This is a genomic window from Mycobacterium sp. NGS17 (assembly GCF_059813205.1).
In genome coordinates, this window is the sequence record NZ_JCALED010000004.1 from 17,409 (window position 1) to 36,047 (window position 18,639).

At 64.9% G+C, this 18,639-nt stretch carries 9 protein-coding genes; 6 read left to right on the forward strand and 3 right to left on the reverse strand.

What is annotated here, in order from left to right; all coding sequences use genetic code 11:
• The first annotated feature begins 144 nt into the window (after window positions 1-144).
• The 3 genes from AC5Y7E_RS10305 to AC5Y7E_RS10315 all read left to right on the forward strand — a co-directional run bounded on the left by AC5Y7E_RS10305 (window position 145) and on the right by AC5Y7E_RS10315 (window position 5,598).
• A complete protein-coding gene (locus AC5Y7E_RS10305; RefSeq protein ID WP_499948852.1) occupies window positions 145-1,239 on the forward strand; it encodes an NAD-dependent epimerase/dehydratase family protein in 1,095 nt (364 codons plus the stop codon).
• 154 nt (window positions 1,240-1,393) lie between these two features.
• A complete protein-coding gene (locus AC5Y7E_RS10310; protein WP_499949180.1) occupies window positions 1,394-3,580 on the forward strand; it encodes an acyltransferase family protein in 2,187 nt (728 codons plus the stop codon).
• Between the two features lie 497 nt (window positions 3,581-4,077).
• Window positions 4,078-5,598 (forward strand): MFS transporter, encoded by a 1,521-nt coding sequence (locus AC5Y7E_RS10315; RefSeq protein ID WP_499948853.1) that lies wholly within the window; start codon window positions 4,078-4,080, stop codon window positions 5,596-5,598.
• A gap of 77 nt (window positions 5,599-5,675) precedes the next feature.
• Here AC5Y7E_RS10315 and AC5Y7E_RS10320 read toward each other — a convergent pair whose 3' ends face one another.
• On the reverse strand, window positions 5,676-6,971 hold the full coding sequence (locus AC5Y7E_RS10320) for a glycosyltransferase (protein WP_499948854.1): 1,296 nt from the start codon (window positions 6,969-6,971) through the stop codon (window positions 5,676-5,678).
• Between the two features lie 519 nt (window positions 6,972-7,490).
• Here AC5Y7E_RS10320 and AC5Y7E_RS10325 point away from each other — a divergent pair.
• A complete protein-coding gene (locus tag AC5Y7E_RS10325; RefSeq protein WP_499948855.1) occupies window positions 7,491-8,918 on the forward strand; it encodes a hypothetical protein in 1,428 nt (475 codons plus the stop codon).
• A 122-nt stretch (window positions 8,919-9,040) separates the two neighbouring features.
• On the opposite strand, the gene AC5Y7E_RS10330 is transcribed toward AC5Y7E_RS10325, so the two are convergent.
• A complete protein-coding gene (locus tag AC5Y7E_RS10330) occupies window positions 9,041-9,271 on the reverse strand; it encodes an MbtH family protein (RefSeq protein WP_499919798.1) in 231 nt (76 codons plus the stop codon).
• A gap of 750 nt (window positions 9,272-10,021) precedes the next feature.
• Here AC5Y7E_RS10330 and pks2 point away from each other — a divergent pair.
• Together pks2 and AC5Y7E_RS10340 are read left to right on the forward strand one after the other, a co-directional pair.
• Window positions 10,022-16,363, forward strand: coding sequence for a sulfolipid-1 biosynthesis phthioceranic/hydroxyphthioceranic acid synthase (gene pks2, locus AC5Y7E_RS10335; RefSeq protein ID WP_499948856.1), 6,342 nt, complete (start codon window positions 10,022-10,024; stop codon window positions 16,361-16,363).
• A gap of 86 nt (window positions 16,364-16,449) precedes the next feature.
• Window positions 16,450-17,799, forward strand: coding sequence for a hypothetical protein (locus tag AC5Y7E_RS10340; RefSeq protein WP_499949182.1), 1,350 nt, complete (start codon window positions 16,450-16,452; stop codon window positions 17,797-17,799).
• Window positions 17,800-17,820: 21 nt separating this feature from the next.
• On the opposite strand, the gene AC5Y7E_RS10345 is transcribed toward AC5Y7E_RS10340, so the two are convergent.
• Complete coding sequence (locus tag AC5Y7E_RS10345) at window positions 17,821-18,516, reverse strand: thioesterase domain-containing protein (protein ID WP_499949184.1); 696 nt, start codon at window positions 18,514-18,516, stop codon at window positions 17,821-17,823.
• Window positions 18,517-18,639 lie beyond the last annotated feature (123 nt).

Consider the following 18,639-nt stretch of genomic DNA (forward strand, 5'->3'; position numbering starts at 1 on the left):
TCGATGCCCAGCTGCAGGCGGCGTGCGGCCGCCAATCGAAAATGAGCCGGATATGATCGACTCCGACCGCACGCGTGCCCGCATCGCGTGCCGGACATAACCTCTCCGCAGGCGAACCGGAGGCTTCGGCTCTTGTCACAATCTGTGCTCATCACTGGTGGGGCAGGCTTTATCGGGTCCGCGCTCGCGCGCCGTCTGGTCACATCCGGCTACGACGTCGCCGTCATGGACGTGCTGCATCCGCAGGTGCACGGTGAAGGCCGCGCGATCGACCTGCCCCAGTCCGTGCGCATGTTCACCGGTGATGTGACGCATGCTCCCGATTGGGACGCTGTGCTTCGGTTGTTCCGCCCTTCTCAAGTCGTCCATTTGGCGGCCGAGACGGGAACGGGACAGTCACTGTCCCATGCGACACGCCACGGTTCGGTGAACGTAGTAGGAACCACCCAGCTCCTTGATGCGCTGAGCCGTTCGGCACTCGTGCCCGACCAACTCGTCTTGGCATCGTCGCGGGCCGTCTACGGCGAAGGAGCGTGGCAATGCGGCACACAAACCTTCTATCCGCAGCCGCGCAGCCACGCGCAGCTGCGGGCCGGTATCTGGGATCCCAAGGGCCCCAACGGTCAACCTGCGGCGCCGCTTGCGAGCTGCGCGGGCCAAACCGAGCCCCGCCCGACCAACATCTACGCTGCAACCAAGCTCGCGCAGGAGCACATGTTGGCGGCCTGGACGGCCGCGCATGACACCAATCTCAGTGTGCTGCGCTTGCAGAACGTCTACGGGCCAGGCCAGTCGCTGACCAATGCATACACCGGAATCGTCGCTCTGTTCGCGCGGTTGGCGCGGGAAAAGAATGTGTTAGAGGTGTATGAAGACGGTCGCATCGTACGCGATTTCGTTTTCATCGACGATGTCGTCGACGCGATATATGCAGCGGTTCAGACTCCCTCGACCCGTGCACGCTGCCTCGATATCGGGTCGGGTGTGGCGACCACCATCCATGAGCTTGCCCGCAAGATTGCCGCCATCTGCGGCGCTCCGGAACCAACGGTCGTGTCAAAGTTTCGGGATGGTGACGTGCGCGCCGCGAGTTGCAACATCCATCCGGCCGAACATTCGCTGGGCTGGCGCCCGAGGTGGGCGCTCGAGGATGGTCTCCATTCACTTCTGGAATGGATCGGGCAGCAACACGATGTACCGGCGGGGCCGCCGATCACGCCGGCTCCTGCCGTGCCGTAGCGGCTCACGATGAGAACCGCCACCGGCCTTTCGCCGTACACCGGTGTGGGCGCGGACGGTGAAGGCTCCTTGGGCCACCCGCGAGACGCGGCGCAGCCGTTGGAGTCGTGTGCAACAATGCGCCAGTCAAAGAACGTGTCCTCGTGCCCAGGTGGTGATCTTGCTCAAGACCCGCGGCGATAGCCCTGTCGAAGGGGCACAGGGTCGCCGCGCACCACAGACCGGTTTTCGCGCGGACATCGAGGGACTGCGCGCCGTCGCGGTGATCGGCGTCGTCCTCTTTCACGCCGATGTGCCCGGTGTGGGCGGTGGTTACGTGGGCGTGGACGTCTTCTTTGTGATCTCCGGCTTCCTGATCACCGGGCTGCTATGGCGCGAGGTCAGCACCACGGGCACCATCGGGCTGCGCCGGTTCTACGGTGCGAGGGCCCGCCGGCTTCTACCAGCGTCTGCTCTGGTGGGCATCGTCACCGCTATTGGCTCGGTGCTTCTACTTCCCCCGTTGCGGGTCCCGGACGTCCTTGATGACGGCCTTTGGAGCGCGCTGTATGTCGGCAATTACCGCTTCGCCCTGCAATTTCGCAACTACTTTGATGCGAAGCTGCCGGCATCGCCTTTTCAGCATTACTGGTCCTTAGGCGTAGAGGAGCAGTTCTACTTGGTGTGGCCGGCCGTGATCATCGGCACGGCTTGGCTCATCCGGCGTGTGGGTCGCCGTGGCACGGTCGGCCCCGAGCCGTCGCGACGGCCCTACCTGGTAGTCCTTGCGCTGATTGCCGCCGCTTCGTTTGCGCTGTCGGTGGTGGTCAGTTACGTCGTGCCTTGCGTAGCCTTCTATTCGCTGCCCACACGGGCCTGGCAACTGGGTCTCGGCGGCCTGGTGGCACTTGCGGCAGGTCGATTGGGCCGGCTTCAGGCATTGCCCGCGGCCATCGCGGGATGGTCAGGACTGGCCCTCATCGTCGCGGCTTACCTGGCATTGAGCCCGACCACTGTCTACCCGGGGACCGCGGCGCTATTACCAGCGATCGGTACGGCGTTGGTGATCGGCGCCGGCTGTGCCGGCCCTCCTCGGGGATGCGGTCGCTTGCTGGAATTGCCTCGGATGCGCGCGGTCGGCCGGGTCTCGTACTCGTGGTATCTGTGGCACTGGCCGGTGCTGGTGTTCGCGCCCGCCTTGCTGGGCCATCCGCTCGGCTTGGCAAGCAGATCTGCGGCGGTCCTGCTATCGGCCGGCCTGGCGGTGCTCACGCTTCATCTGATCGAAAACCCGCTCCGATTCGCGCCGCTCTTACGTCGATCTTCACTGCGCAGTCTCGCACTCGGCGGTGCCGCCACCGCGGTGGCGGCCTGCGTGTGTGTGGCGTTACCAGCAGTGGTGCCGACCCCGGTCGGGCGCGGTGCGCCAGCTTCGGCACTGACCGTGACGGCGACGCCTCGACCCACGGGACCCGACATCACGGCATACGACGCGGCAGTGCAGCGCGCATTCGCACAAGTCCAGGCCGCCGTCGCAGCCTCTGTCGAGTTGCGAGCCGTACCGTCGAACCTGGACCCGCCACTTGCCGATGTGGCAGCCGAACTTGAGCCCCTGTTCCTCAACGGCTGCATGCGCACGTTTTTCCAAGCGGGACAGCCGGAATGCGTGATGGGAGATACCGCCTCCGCGACGACTGTCGCGCTGGTCGGTGATTCGAACGCCGCGATGTGGGCTCCGTCGGTCCAGCAAGTCGCCGCGCAGCGGCACTGGCGCCTGGAGATACTCAACAAAGCGGCCTGCCCTTTGATGGACTTGCCTGTCACCAACCCCCTGCGTCGCACGCTGACCAAATGCGATCAGTGGCGGGATCAAGTGATCGGCCGATTACGCGCGGAGCGCCCACGATTGGTGCTACTAAGCGTATGGCGCGGGTACGGCCCAGGCGGCGGCTACCTGCCGGGCTTTACCGCATACGATCCAGCGTGGCTCGACAGTTTGACCCACCTGGTGCAGCAGCTCCGCGGCTTCGGCGCCAAGGTACTGGTGCTCGGGCCGATTCCGGATCCAAAAATCGTGCCGCGGATATGCCTGTCCGGAAACCTCAACAATGCGACGGCCTGCTCGTCACCGAAATCCACGGCGGTGAACAGCTCTGGTATTACCGCTGAATCCGCAGCGACCAAAGCCGGCGGCGCACAATACGCCGACCTCACGGATCTGTTCTGTACCGCCGACCGCTGCCCGGCCATCGTAGGTAACACCTTGGTCTACTTTGATGAGGATCACCTGACGGCCGAATACCCGCGGGTTTTGGCACCGGTGATAGGGGCGCTGGCCGACCGCGCAATGGCTGGCGGATGACGCTTCGGGCGTTGTGAGTTGACGCCGCCGCCAGCGGCGGACACATCGCGTGAAATCGCTGCGTCACCTATCAGCTATACGCGCTGTGTCACTCTGATATCGCGCGGAGTCGACTTATCGCATTGCAGGACAAGCACTTTGGGTAAACAGAGACCCGACGTAACGACGAACTCGCCGGCCGCACAGACTAGCGTCGCGCACACCGGTGCGGCCGAGGTCGCGCCTTCGCCGCCAACGCGAGCGGTGGGACCGGGTCAGAAGACCTGCGGCAGGCGAGAGTGCCAGGCCGGTGTGCCCGGTGCGCGCACTGCCTATGCTGGAGCGAGGATCAGCGATTGGAACCAGGGCCGCGAAGGGCTTTATTCAATGGCGCAAGTGGGCGTCTAGCAGTGGCTACGGCCGTTTTGCGGTTGGCGATTCTCTAATGCTGTAGCGTGCGCCTGTGACGGCTCTAACGATGAAGGGCTGGCACCCCACACGACGACAGAACGGGCCGAATGAGCGACCCCATCCCCATCGAATCCACCACGCTAGGCCGTACGATCAGCGACTCGCCGACTCGCCTGCTATCTCGCCGATTCCTCGCCGCGATCGTCTCCCTCGGCGCAGTGCAGCTGATGGCCCAGATGGACGGCAGCATCGCGATCGTCGGTCTTGCGAAGATCCAGAATGAACTGGGTTTGTCGGATGCCGGGCGGAGCTGGGTCATCAATGGCTATGTGCTGACTTACGGCGGCCTGCTACTGGTGGGTGGTCGCCTGGGGGACACCATCGGGCTCAAACGCACCTTCATCGGAGGGGTGACTCTGTTCAGCATCGCCTCAGCGGTGTGCGGCTTCGCCCATGACGGAACCACCCTCGTTGGTGCCCGGTTGCTGCAGGGCGTGGCCGGCGCGGTTCTCGCGCCGACCAGCATCGCGCTGGCGGCGACCACGTTCCCGAAGGGACCGGCACGAAACGCCGCGGTGGCGGTGTTCGGCGCGATGGCCAGCCTCAGCTCCGTGATGAGCCTGGTGGTTGGCGGGGCACTCACCGGGCTGTCTTGGCGGCTCGTTTTCCTGGTGAACGCGCCGATCGGGCTGTTGGCGATCTACCTCGCTCGCACCGCTCTGCGGGAAACCGAGCGGCAGCGTATGAAGCTGGACGTCGCCGGGGCTGTATTGGCTACGGTGACCTGTATCTCCGCGGTGGTCGCCGTCTCGATGGCGCCGGAGAAGGGTTGGCTGTCAGGCCCGGCGGTTGGTTTTGGTGCGGTGGCATTGGGCGCTTTTGTGGCGTTCATCATTGTCGAGCGCAACGCGGAGAACCCCATCGTTCCGTTTGACTTGTTCTTCGACCGCAGCCGGGTAGCGACCTTCGCCACCGTCTTCCTCTCCGGTGGCGTGCTGTTAACCCTGAGCGTGATGGTCACCCTCTTCGTGCAGAACATCATGGGCTTCAGCGCCCTGCGCGCGAGCGTCGCGTTCATCCCGTTCGTCCTCGCGGTGGGAACCGGCGTCGTCGTGTCGTCGCGGCTGGTGGCGCGATTCCCACCGCGGTTGCTGGTGCTCGCCGGCGGCTTACTGGTATTGGGTGCGATGCTGTACTGCTCGACGCTCCACTACGGAATCCAGTACTTCCCGAGTCTGGTGGCGCCGCTCGTGGTGGGCGGTATCGGCCTGGGCGTAGCCAGCGTCCCCGTCGAACTGTCAGTGATCGCCAGCGTCGGACCAGACCGGATTGGTCCCACGTCCGCGATCTCGCTTGTACTGTTCAGCCTCGGCGGCCCGGTCGTCCTGTCCATCATCCAAGCCGTCGCCACGTCGCGCACGGTGTCTCTGGGCGGCACGAACGGGCCGGCGAAGTCTATGAGCCCCGCGCAACTGCATGCGCTGGATCAGGGTTACACCTACGGGCTGCTGTGGCTGGCCGGGGTGTCCGTCCTCGTCGGAGTGGCGGCCTTGTTCATCGGTTACACCGCGCAGCAGATCGCGCAGGCCCAAGAGGTCAAGAAAGCCATGGACACTGGGGATTTGTAGGCCTGGTACCGGTCTACCGCGGCGAAAAATGCTCGGCTACGCCATCGGACTCGGTCCCACGGATGGTCTAACGCCACCTACTGCCTTGACGGTCTCCCATCGCCGATCAGGCTTGACCGCTTCTGGCGAGCGAACTCTTCCAAGCGGTCGGCTGCGGCCGCGATGCTTTCGGCGGGTGTGTTCATACGGGTGGCTATCTCTCGGGCACGGGCCACGTATTGCGGTTCGAGGATGGTACGTAGGTCCTCGACCAGCGCTTCCTTGGTGGTAGAAAAGCGCCGCGCCGTCCCCACCTTCAGTCGTTTGACCTGCACGCCCCAAAGCGCCTGATCGAGCCAAGTTGAAACGACCAACTGGGGGACTCCGGCGCGGAGCCCTGCGGCCGTGGTGCCCGCGCCACCGTGGTGGACGACCGCGCGGCAGGAGGGAAACACGGCGGCGTAATTCATCGTGCCCACAACCTTGACATGGTCCAACGGGGGAACGTCGCTGAAGTCAGTCTCGGCGGCGCAAATCAGTGCCCGCTCCCCCAACTGAGCGCAAGCCGCGCCGATCATCAGGATCGTCTCGGCGGGAGACTTGACAAGCGTGCTGCCGAATCCAAAGAAGATCGGCGGCGTTCCGTCGGCGATCCACGAAGCAACCTCGGCATCGGCATCGGTCGGCAACGTCATCGTCAGTGCACCCACGAAAGGCCGTTGGCCATCCCATTTCGCCCATTCGGCTGCGAGCCCCGGAAAGCAAGCTGCATCGTACGCTTGAATTTCAAGCGATTTGCGTTTTCTGATTCGGTGCGGCAATGGACGCGTAGTCTTGGCTAAGCCGAGTTCGCGGCGCTGCGCGTCCTCGACCCTCTTCGCTACAAGCCAATCGAGCCATTCGATCGTCGTCAGAAAAGAACGCATGAGGGGAGCCGGAAGAAACCTGAGCGCCTGGCCATTAGGCCTTATCGGATAGGTATGCAGGGTGGCGAGCGGAATGTCGTAGTAGTCCGCGACGCTAGCAGCGGGCTGCTCGCCGATCACCAGGGTCAGTATTACGTCGGCCCCGTCGGCGAGTGACGTCAGCGTCGTCCTGGTCTCGTCCAGACACTGATTCAGCAACTTCCAATCTTCTCGCCCCAAGCGGACCAAATCCTTGATCTTCCAGGGGTTTCGGAACAAATGCGTCAAGAAGTCGCGGTGCAAATCCTGCCACGTCCGGGCATCCGGTCCGCACGCCTCCACGCTTAGTCCAACCGACTTGACGAAGTCGACCAGGTCGGGAGCGACAGCCATGTGCACGTCGTGGCCTCTGCGTTGCAGCTCTTGGCCGATGGCAGCGCAGGGCTCGACGTCGCCACGAGTTCCATAGCTTGCCAGCACGAACTTCATTTCGGATTTTGACCTTTCGTGTGTCGACGATTCTCCGAATGAAAGTGGCGACCCCCCGGAGGCTGCCCTGTTTCGGATCATAACCCGATTCGCGTGGTGCCAAACTCAAAACTCACTAGACACGCCGAGATCGAAGAATTGGCGTGGAGCGTGAGCAAAATGCCTACACTTCGGGCTGTTTCAAGGCGCCGACGCGGAGCGACGGTTGCTACACGCGCGATATTCGACGGATTGGGCTGGGTGCGCCGCGCCGAACGGCGAGCGCCGCACTGCCAGCGCAGTGACGTCTGCCCCAGCGCGGCGCTCACCGAGCGTTGCAGCGTGAATACGTCGGTGGTCACGCTGATCACGGGGCGATGCCGGGATCTGCGTGGCCGGCAAATTATGTTTTCGAGGTGAACTGCGGCTCGGCTTATCAAAGTTTTGCTGCAGTGGCGTGGCATGCTTCCGGGGCGGCGCGACTCCATGGGCAGCGCCAAAGAGCCGATAGACATGAGCCGGCAAGGTAAGGTTCGGGCGGTGCCAGCCCGGATACGCCCCCTTCGAGCATCCAGAACACGCCGCGCCTCGAAACGTGATGCGCTGCCGGACAATCGGCTCGCGTTCGCGGACCACGCCGTGTTCGCAGAACACACCGCCAACGGCCGGAACCTGGTCATCCAGGTCGTGTTCATTTACGAGCACGCTATCGACATCGATGGGGTGAGGCGGTTCAACCGAAATCTGGGTCGCGGGCTGCTGGGGCGGCGCATCGAGCGTTCATCGTTCGGGCGATATCGGTGGGTGACCAACCATGTTCCATCGGACGTCGACGTGGCCGAGCGTCCCCGGCCACGTGCCGAACTCAGCGACTGGGCCGACGAACGCTCGCAGATGCCCACCGATTCGGAATCGGGTCCCGGCTGGCATATCGGCGTCCTCCCGCTTACCGACGGCTCGACCGCGGTCAGCTTGGTGGTTTCGCACTACCTCATCGACGGCTTCGGGCTCGCCCTCGTGATCGCTGATGCGTTAATAGACAAACAGCTCGAACTTGGCTACCCGCAGCCACATTCGCGCACCCCACTGCGCGCCATCGCACAGGACGTCCGCGAAGCCGGGCGGGACGCGCGCGAAGTCGGCCGCGCGCTTGCCGTCGCAGCAAAACTGGCCCGTCGCCGTCGGCCGGACAGTACCCCGGCAACGGAATCGCGACCCGTCGCCGTCAGCGGAGGCGGGGCCGATGAAGGCGTTGTCGTGCCGGTCGTCACCTTGCATATCGACGCGGACGAATGGGATGCGCGCGCAAAGACTCTGGGCGGAACTGGTAGGACGCTACTCGCAGGATTCGGAGCAAAACTCGGCGAGCGCATGGGACGTCGACGTGCCGGTGATGGTGCCGTCACCTTGCAACTCCCTATGAGCGCCCGCACCGAGGGCGATACACGTGCGATCGCGGTATCGTTTGCCCGCTTCAGCGTCGACCCGACCCCGGTGACAACGGATCTCGGCGACGTCCGCGCCGCGGTCAAGCAGGCGCTGGACACGCTGCGGGAGACACCAGATGAGTCGGTGCAGCTGCTGTGGCTGGTCCCGTTCACGCCGAAGCGGATATTGAGACGAATTGGCAATGCGATGGGCGCCGACCCGGATCACCCGGTGTTCTGCTCGAATCTCGGCGACCTCGGCTTCTTGGTGTTGGCCCTGGCCAGCAACGAGGCCGAATACGCCGTCATCGAAGCGGCCCTCAACAGGCTGCATCTCATCCGGGTGAGCGGGCAAAACTTAACGCGGCAACTGCTCGAGCGGACCGGTGGTCAAATGATGCTGCAGTCCTGGCGGATCGGCGACAAGATCGCCATCACCATCGAGGCCTATCAACCGGGCGCGAAAAACACCAAGACCGCTTTGCGCGAGCTGGCCGGGCAGACACTGGCCGAGTTCGACCTGACCGGTGAGATCGACTAAGCGGCACATCCCGGCTGCCGCAGTGCGGCGACTTCCCTGCGGTGCCTGGCACGTGGGCCCGGAACGTGACGGTTCACGCAACGTAAATTTCGCGGCCCCTGCGATGCGGCGCGACTGCAGGCTTACTCGTCAGACGCCTTGCCGGCTGCCAACCTGTCGCGCAGGCTCTTCGGCCGTATGTCGGGCCAGTTCTGTTCGATGTAGTCCAGGCACGCAGCGCGGTCGGCTTCGCCGTAAACCACACGCCAACCAGCCGGAACATCGGCGAAGGTCGGCCACAAGCTGTGCTGCTCCTCGTCGTTGACCAACACGAAAAAGCTGCCACTGTCGTCGTCGAACGGATTGACGCTCACCGAGTGATTCTCCAGATCCTGTAGTCGAGATTGAGTGAAACCGCCCCAAACGATACCCGGAAGCCCACAGCCACAGTGGTGGGTTCGGGCAAATGTTCCTGATGACGCGGGGCGCGGTACGGCCATCGCACCCGGCGCCAACTGTGCTGCGATGACCCGTTGGCGATGGAGCGTCGTCGGGCCACACACCGACAGCCACGCCGCTCGCCGAGGCAGGGCTCCGGTACGGGCGTCAACCGCCGCGAGCAAACACCCTGCCGCCACCGCGAGGCGGTTGTGGACGCGCACGGACGGCCGAGGAGAGGCCTGAGAGCGCGATACCCAAAGCGTCGCCGCCGCGGCGCCGGAGCGCCGGTAAGTGAGATCACGGTTATTGACGCTTGCGTAGCCGCTAAGCAGGACCGATCCCCCGCGACCGAGTGTGCGAGGGGCCCGTCGCCAAGCGGCGGGTCGTCACCGTCGATGACAACCGGATCGGCGGACGCGGTCACGGGGTCGCGATCCGTTCACAGCCTTGACTGTGAACACAGCCCAGCTAATATCACGGTTAGGTAACGATCTTATCAACTCTTTAAAATCGTCGGCGGCGCGCGTAATACCATCGCCCTGCCATGTGGGCCGCTGGCGGCACCGAAATCGCCGACGTGTAAAGGATCAAGCGGCGTGGGTGGTGGAGCTGGTAATCGGGGGACCGGGTCTTGAGTCAAGGAGGGGGCAAGGCCAGGTGGTCGTTGCCCGTAAGGAGGCGGAATGGTTGCATTCCGGGCCATCGATGATGATGATGCACGTCGATCGGAGTCATTGAGCTGTTCGCCCGGCGCGGCCAGGCCTGCCACCCCGGTTGCCATCATCGGTGTGGCGTGCCGACTTCCAGGGGGAATCGACTCGCCGGACCGGTTATGGGAAGCGTTGCTGCGCGACGATGACCTGATCACCGAGATCCCCGCCGACCGCTGGGACGCCGAGGAATATTACGACCCCGAGGCCGGGGTGCCCGGTCGGTCGGTGTCGAAGTGGGGCTCGTTCCTGGACGACGCCGCGGGGTTCGATGCCGAGTTCTTCGGGATCGAGGAGCGTGAGGCGACCGCGATCGACCCGCAGCATCGGCTGCTGCTGGAAACCTCATGGGAGGCAGTCGAACACGCGGGCCTCAACCCTGCGAGTTTGGCCGGGTCGCGGACCGCCGTCTACGTCGGCGTGTCGCACGACGACTACCTCTCGGTGGCGGCCGATTCCTACACTCAGGCGGGCCCGTACGGATTCCTGAGTAACAGTCGCAGCATGGCGTCCGGACGAATCGCCTACGCCATGGACCTACGCGGTCAGGCGATAACGGTGGATACCGCATGCTCGTCTGGGTTGGTCACGGTGCATCTCGCATGTCGCAGCCTGCACGACAGCGAATGCGATCTGGCGCTGGCGGGCGGCGTTTCGCTGACGCTGGATCCACGAAGATACGCCGCCGGATCAGCCGGCGGCGTGCTCTCGGCGACCGGGCGCTGCCACGCATTCGACGTCGCCGCCGATGGTTTCGCCATCGGCGAGGGCAGCGCAATGATGCTGCTCAAGCGGTTACCGGATGCACTGCGTGACGGGGACCGAATCTTGGCCGTGGTGCGCGGCACGTCCCTGAACAACGGTGGCCGAACTGCGGCCATCACCACACCGTCGCGGCCGGCACAAGTAGCCGCCTACCGGGCGGCCCTGGCAGCGGCGGGGGTGGAGGCCGGCAGCGTCGGCATGGTCGAGGCGCACGGCAGCGGCGACCCGGTCGGTGATCGGATCGAATTCGCAAGCCTGGCAGAGGTTTACGGCGCTGCCGGTCCCTGCGCGCTCGGCTCGGCAAAGTCGAATTTCGGACATAGCCAATCGATTTCGGGAACGCTCGGCTTGATCAAGGCGGCCCTGGCCCTGTGGCACGGCGCAATACCCGGGAATCAACGCTTTTCACGCCTGCCGGATGAGCTCGCGCAAATCGACACAAAGCTCTTCGTGCCGAAGTCGAATACGCCGTGGCCGAGCGATGACCTCCAACCGCGGCGAGCAGCGGTATCGGCCTACGGGTTCTCGGGTACTAACGCCCACGCGATCTTGGAGCAAGCGCCGCAAACTTTCGAGCCCGATGTAGAGGCCGAACGAGCGACATCGCTCCTCCAGCCACCGTTACTCTTGACGCTTTCGTCCACCTCGTCCAGCGAATTGCGCCGCACCGCAAGGCGATTGGCCAGCTGGATGCAGTCACATGACGAGGTGTCGCTGCCTGATCTAGCGTATACCCTTGCGCGCCGTCGTGGCCACCGCCCCGTGCGCACCACGGTCGTCGCCGCCAACCTCGACGAGGCGGCGGCGGGGCTGCTCCAGATCGCCGACGGCGAAACTTCGTATCGGGCGGCGGCCGGACGCGACGATCGGGGCCCGGTGTGGGTGTTCTCCGGTCACGGGTCGCCGTCGGCAATCATCGGGGCCGACCTGTTGGCCAACGAGCCGGCGTTTGCTGCCGCGATTGCGGCGGTCGAACCACTGATCGCGCAGGAGTCGGGCTTTTCGGTAATCGAAGCGATGAGGTCACCGGAGGTGATGACCGGCGTAGACCGGGTGCATCCGACGCTGTTCGCTATGCAGGTCGCGTTGGCGGCCACCTTGAAGTCCTACGGCGCGCGCCCCGGCGCGGTGGTGGGGCACTCGCTGGGCGAGACCGCGGCGGCAGTGGTCGCGGGCGCGCTGTCGCTGGCAGACGGGGTGCGGGTCATCTGCCGCAGCTCCCGGCTGATGGCGCGCATCGCCGGTTCCGGTGCGATGGCCCTGGTGGAAATGCCGGCGCAGCAAGTGCTTTCCGAGTTGATGGCCGGTGGGATCAGGGACGTTGTGATCTCCGTGGTGGCTTCACCCGAGTCCACCATCGTCGGCGGCCAAACCGAGACGGTGCGCGAACTGGTGAAAGCGTGGCAATCACGGACGGTGGCAGCTCGCGAAATCGTCACCGACGCGGCATGGCATACCCCGGTGGTCCAACCCATCCTCGATGAACTGTCGGAGGCGCTGGCTGAGCTGTCACCGGCAACGCCAGAAGTGCCTATCTACTCCGCGAGCCAGTTCGACCCTCGCGAGCTGCCGGTGTGCGATGCCCGCTACTGGGTCGACAATGTGCGGCGCACGGTGCGGTTCGCCGCGGCGGTCCAGGCCGCAATGCAGGATGGCCACCGGGTTTTCGCCGAGCTGGCGGCGGATTCCCTGCTCGACACATATCTCGAACAGAACGCTCGAAGCCTCGACATCTCGGTGGCCGCCTTGGCCGGCATGCGAAGCGAGCAAGCGCTGCGGCACGGGCTGCGCGGCCTCTTGGCGGATCTGCACAATGCGGGCGCAGCGGTCGACTTCTCCGCGCTTTATCCGGGCGGGCGACTGGTAGACGCGCCCCTGCCGACGTGGACGCACCGCCGGCTGCTGTTGGACCGTGACGATCACCAATCCTCTGCCACCGCCGCCGGATGCACTGTTTCGGCCCACCCGCTGCTGGGTGCGCACGTGCGCTTGCCGGAAGAGCCGGAGCGTCATGTCTGGCAGGGAGAGGTCGGCACCGCCGCCCAGCCATGGCTCGACGATCACCAGATCCAGTGTGTCCCTGCGCTTCCGGCGGCGGCCCACTGCGAGATGGCGCTGGCCGCCGCGCACACGGTGCTGGGCGAGATTTCGGAAGTCCGCGACATCCACTTCGAGCGGACGCTGGCGCTGGATGAGCAGACCGCGATCGGCGCTTCGGCGTCGTTGTCGTCCGCAGGGGCGGTCGAGTTCGCGGTGGAGGCATTCCGGGGCGGCGAGAGAACCCGGCTCAGCAATGCGGTCCTGCACGCCGCTGACGAACGACACCTCGCCGTGCGCGACATTGCCGCGCTTCTTGCCGCGCATCCGCGCAGCGAAGACGGCGACGAGGTGCGCAAGCGCCTGGACGAGCGGGGCGTTCAGTACGGTCCGGCGTTCACCGGACTTGGCGCGGTGCACACGGGCGAGGCGGGTAGCAGCGCCGTGGCCGAGGTCGCGCTCCCCCGTCAAATCCGCTCCGGTCAACATGATTACACCGCGCACCCCGCACTGCTGGATGCCTGTTTCCAATCGGTCGCGGCTCATCCGGCCATGCAGGCGGTTGGCGGGAACGTGTTGGCGTTGCCACACAGCATCCGCCGGCTGCGGGCCTACGCCTCGGCGCGCAACGCCCACTACTGCTACACACGCGTATCGAAAGCCGACAGTTCCGGGATCGAGGCCGATCTCGAGGTGCTCGATGAGCACGGCGCAGTCCTGCTCGTCGTAGAGGGGTTGCGATTGGAAACCGGTCTCTCCGAGAAGGACAGGAAAGACCGGGTTCTGGCCGAGCGGTTGTTGACCATCCAATGGCGGCAGCGAGAACTGCCCGACGTCGAATACGCCCATCCCGGAAGCTGGCTGCTGATCAGCACCACCGCCGTCGCAGACGTTCTGGCCACCGATTTGCCCGACGCCCTGAAAAGCCACGGCTCGCAATGCACCACCGTGTCCTGGACACCGCACGCTGACCACGCAGTGAACAGCCAACAGCTTCGGAAACATCTTCTCGGCACTGGGTTTACCGGCGTAGTGGTACTGATGGGACCGCAGAACGGTGACTCGGTTGACCCCCAGCTGGGCCGCGAGTGTGTGGACCATCTGGTGCGGATCATCCGTGAACTGCCAGATCTCCCAGGCGAGTCGTCTCGCCTGTATGTGGTGACCCGCGCCGCTCAGACGGTGCTTTCCGGTGATGAACCGAACCTGGAACACGCTGGACTGCGGGGTCTGATCCGAGTGGTCGGCACGGAACACCCCCACTTGCGGGTCACTCATATCGATCTGGACCCCGACGCCGAAGCCGAACATCTGGCCCGGCAACTCGAGAGCGGATCCGAGGAGGACGAAACCGCTTGGCGTAACGGCGATTGGTATACCGCGCGGTTGTCACCCAGTCCGCTGCTTCCCGAGGAGCGGCGCACCACCGTAGCAGACCACGAGCGCGACGGGGTGCGCCTGCAGATCCGTACACCTGGCGCTCTGGAATCGATGGAACTCGTTGCCTGCGAACGGGTTACGCCCCGGCCCGGACAGATCGAAGTCGCGGTCAGCGCGGCCGGCGTCGATTTTACCGACGTCCTCTTAGCATCCGGTCGTCTCGCGCCGCGAGAACTCGACGGCCACCCAGCGCGGCTCGGCACCGACTTCGCCGGGCTGGTGACAGCGGTCGGGCCGGGCGTGGCCGATCACAAGGTGGGCGACCATGTCGGCGGCCTGTGTCCCACCGGCTCGTGGGGTACGTTCCTGACGTGCGATGCGCGCTCGGCCGTTACTCTGCCGGCCGGCCTTTCTGACGAGCAGGCGGCCGCAGTCACCACTGCGACGGCGACAGCCTGGTACGGACTGCACGATCTCGCCCACATCGACAGCGGCGACAAGATATTGATCCATTCCGGCACCGGTGGTGTCGGGCAGGCGGCGATCGCGATCGCCCGCGCGACGGGAGCCGAGATCTTCGCGACTGCCGGCACCGAGCAGCGCCGAGATCTGCTGCGCGACATGGGTATCGAGCACGTTTACGACTCACGAAGCATCGAATTCGCCGACCTGATACGCCGCGAGACCGGCGGCTATGGAGTCGACATCGTGCTCAACTCGGTCACCGGCGCCGCCCAGCGCGCGGGGATCGAATTGCTCGCGCACGGCGGACGATTCATCGAGATCGGTAAACATGACGGCTTCGGCGACCTCCGGTTGGGTCAGCTGCCGTTGCGGCGCAACCTCGCGTTCTACGCCGTGGACCTGGCCGCTATGTCCGAGAACCACCCGCACCGGCTGCGCGGGTTGTTGGACAAGGTGTATCGACTCAGCGCCGACGGTGTGCTGCCCATCCCGCACAGCACGCCCTACCCGATAGAGAAGGCCGCCAACGCGATTCGGGCGATGAGCGAGGCTCGACACACCGGCAAACTCGTGCTAGAAGTCCCCCGCACCGGGCGCACCCGGGTGAAGGTGCCGCCGGCGGCGGCCCGGGTCTTCCGCGACGACGGCGCCTACATCATCACCGATGGGCTCGGAAGCCTGGGGTTGTTCTTGGCCGAGAGAATGGCTTCTCCCGCTTCAGGGGAGGGCTGCGGACGCATCGTGTTGTCTTCACTCACGCAGCCGGCCCCCGAGGCGCTGGACAAGATTGAGCGCATCCGCGCGATCGGCGCCGACGTTGTGGTGGAGTGTGGCGATATCGCCGAGGAAGCTACGGCTCGGCGTTTGGTCATGGCGGCGACGGCCACCGGCCTTGCGTTGCGCGGGGTGGTGCATGCGGCGACGGTGGCCGATGATGCCGCTCTGACCGACACCACCGACGAGCTCATCCAACGCAGCTGGGCGCCAATGGTCTACGGCGCATGGAACCTACACCTTGCCACGGCCGGCCAGCCGTTGGATTGGTTCTGCTCGTTCTCCTCGGCAGCCGCTCTGGTGGGCTCGCCGGGACAGGGCGCCTGCGCCGCAGCCCACAGCTGGCTAGACGCCTTCACCTTGTGGCGGCGGGCGAAGGGGCTGCCGGCCACCGCGATCGCGTGGGGCCCATGGGGTCAGCCCGCCTCCGCCACCGCCGAAAATGTCGACATCGCCATCACCGCCGACGACTGCGCTTACGCGTTTGAGACGCTGCTGCGTCATGAGCGTGCCTACGCCGGCTATACGGTCATGAGCACCGCAACGACCACCTTCGCCCAACACACCCCCTTCTTCGAGGCGGTCCGCTCCGCTGGCCAAACTGCAAGGGGCGTAAGTAGATTGCGTGCCGAGCTCAAGGGATTGCCCTTCGACGAGTGGCCCACCCGGCTGCTGGGACTGATTTCCGACCAGGTCCGCCTGACCCTGCGCCGAAACGTGGATGTCGACCGGCCGCTCGCCGAGTACGGCATGGACTCATTGGGCGCGCTGGAGCTGCGCACCCGCGTCGAGACCGAAACGGGAATACGCATGAATTCCACCGATCTCGCCGACATCGGCACCATACGCGGCTTGGCGGAAATGCTGTGCGACAAGCTCGCAGGATCACATTGAACAACCGGAAAGGCTGATCGGTGCCACTGCGGATACTTCCTGCACGAGCCTCCGTAGGCACCCGCGCAGTCAACGGTGAAGCGTGCCTGGACAATCGCCTCGCCTACGTGGACCAAGCCCTATTCATGGGGCAGCGCGTCACGGGGCCGAAGCAGATCATGCAGGTTCTGTGGGTTTATGAGCACCCCCTTGACTTCGACGGAGTGAGGCGTTTTCACCACAATCTCAGTCGTGGGTTGCTGGGGAGGCGCATCGAGCGTTCGCCGCTGCCATTTGCCCGGTATCGATGGGTGTCCGACCCCGGCCCGACGGACCTCGATATCGCGGAGCACCCCCGCCCACGCGCCGACGTCAGCGACTGGGCAGATGAACGCTCACAAATCCCCGTCGACCCGGAATCTGGCCCCGGTTGGCATCTGGCCGTGCTTCCACTGACCGATGGCTCCACCGCGGTAAGCCTGGTGATTTCCCATTACCTGCTCGACGGTCTCGGACTTGTCGTGTCGGGGATCGAGGCCCTTTCGGGCATCACCCACGACTTTGGTTATCCACCGCCACGTTCGCGCACTCGACGGCGCGCGCTGGTGGAGGATGCCCGCCAAACGGCGCAGCAGGCGCCTGAGATCGGTCGGGCGCTTGTCGCGGCGGCACGGCAGGCCCGTAATCAGCGGCAGAACACCGCACAACCGCAGAAACCTCGGCCGCCAATGCTAAGCGACACCAACGACGTCGCAGATCCCGTCGTCGTGCCGACCGTCACGGCCTTGGTCGACCTGGCCGAGTGGGATGCCTGCGCGGCGGCGCTCGGCGGAACCAGTAAGACTCTGCTCGCCGGGTTCGTGGCGAAATTCGCGGAGCACGTGGGCCGCCGGCGCGCCGGTGACGACACCGTCACCGTGCAACTTCCCATCAGCACCCGGGCCGAGGGTGACATGCGCGCGAACGCGGTGTCGTTCGCGCGTGTCAGCGTCGACCCGACACGGGTGACGACAGATCTGCGTGAGGTGCGCGCCGCGATCAAGCAGGCGCTGGTGACCCTTCGGGAAACATCCACCGAAGAGTCCTCGCAGGTCGCTTCGCTGATCCCGTTCATACCGAAACGGGTCCTGAAACGGCTGAGCGCGCTGGACTACGCGATGCTCAGCGAAGCCCTGCCGGTGTTGTGCTCGAATCTCGGTGACCTTGGCTCGGTGGTCTGCCGCCTCGATGGCAGCGACGCCGAGTTCGTCACCGGACGACTGGGTTTTCAACACCTGACGCGACAGTGGCTGGAGCGCACGGGCGGCCTGATGACTGTGCAGTCCTGGCGCCTGCACGACAGAATCGTCATCAGCGTCGGCGCCTACCAGCCGGGCGCCGACAACACGAAACTGGCCATGCGCGAGTTGGCTGCGCGCACGCTGGACGAGTTCAACCTGACAGGCGACATCACCTAACGCGGTCGCGAGGGAGCCGGGTCACGACTTCAGCACGAGTTTGAGCTGTTCCCCGTACAAAGCGAGCGATTCGCCGGCCATCATGTCGTCGTGGCCGCAGTCGACCGGATACACCGTGATGGCACCTTCGACGTATGGGTTCCAGTTTCGCGGGTCTGACGACTCGTTGCCGACGTCTCGCAGGGCCGAAAATATGATCACTTCGCCATCGAACACGCCGGGCACATGCTGTCGCAGGTGCGACCCGTTCGAATTGTAATTGTCAACCACGAACTCGAAGATTTGCCTCGGCGGGAGAATCAACTCCACCGCCTTTCCCTGCTGGCGGATCAGTTCCTCAGCCCGCTCGTAGGTGAGTGGCTCCGCGTGTTCGGGAACAGCGATGCGGTTGGATCGCAACGTAAGGTCCAAGATGCGACTCTCGCCCTGAATCTCCTCCGGCGCAACGGTATTCGTGGGCCCGCTATCGCCGAGCACCGGGTCCAGCATGATCAAACGCTGGACTTCGCAGCCGCGCCGGCGAAGCTCGACGGCCAGTTCATGGGCCACTGGCCCGCCGAAAGACCAGCCAAGCAGGTTGTAGGGCCCCACTGGATAAAGGGCCTGCAGTCGATCGGCATAGTCCTTCGCCATGTCACGAATCGATTGCCGGCCAAATTCGCCGTTGTCCGGGATTTGGTTGATTCCGATGATCGGGCAATCGAGGTAATCGCCCAATACCCGATACGCGTAACTCAGGCCGAGACCTTCATGGACGCAGCACAGCGGGATGCCCGTGCCCTTCTTGAGGACTTCTATCGGCAGCAGTTCCGCCGCGCTGTCATCGCTGCTCAGTTGCCG

What these genes read in the sequence shown, in the direction of transcription:
- AC5Y7E_RS10320 (WP_499948854.1), bottom strand. Translation starts at nt 6,971, where the DNA reads ATGAAGTTCGTGCTGGCAAGCTATGGAACTCGTGGCGACGTCGAGCCC.
- pks2 (WP_499948856.1), top strand. Translation starts at nt 10,022, where the DNA reads ATGGTTGCATTCCGGGCCATCGATGATGATGATGCACGTCGATCGGAG.
- AC5Y7E_RS10315 (WP_499948853.1), top strand. Translation starts at nt 4,078, where the DNA reads ATGAGCGACCCCATCCCCATCGAATCCACCACGCTAGGCCGTACGATC.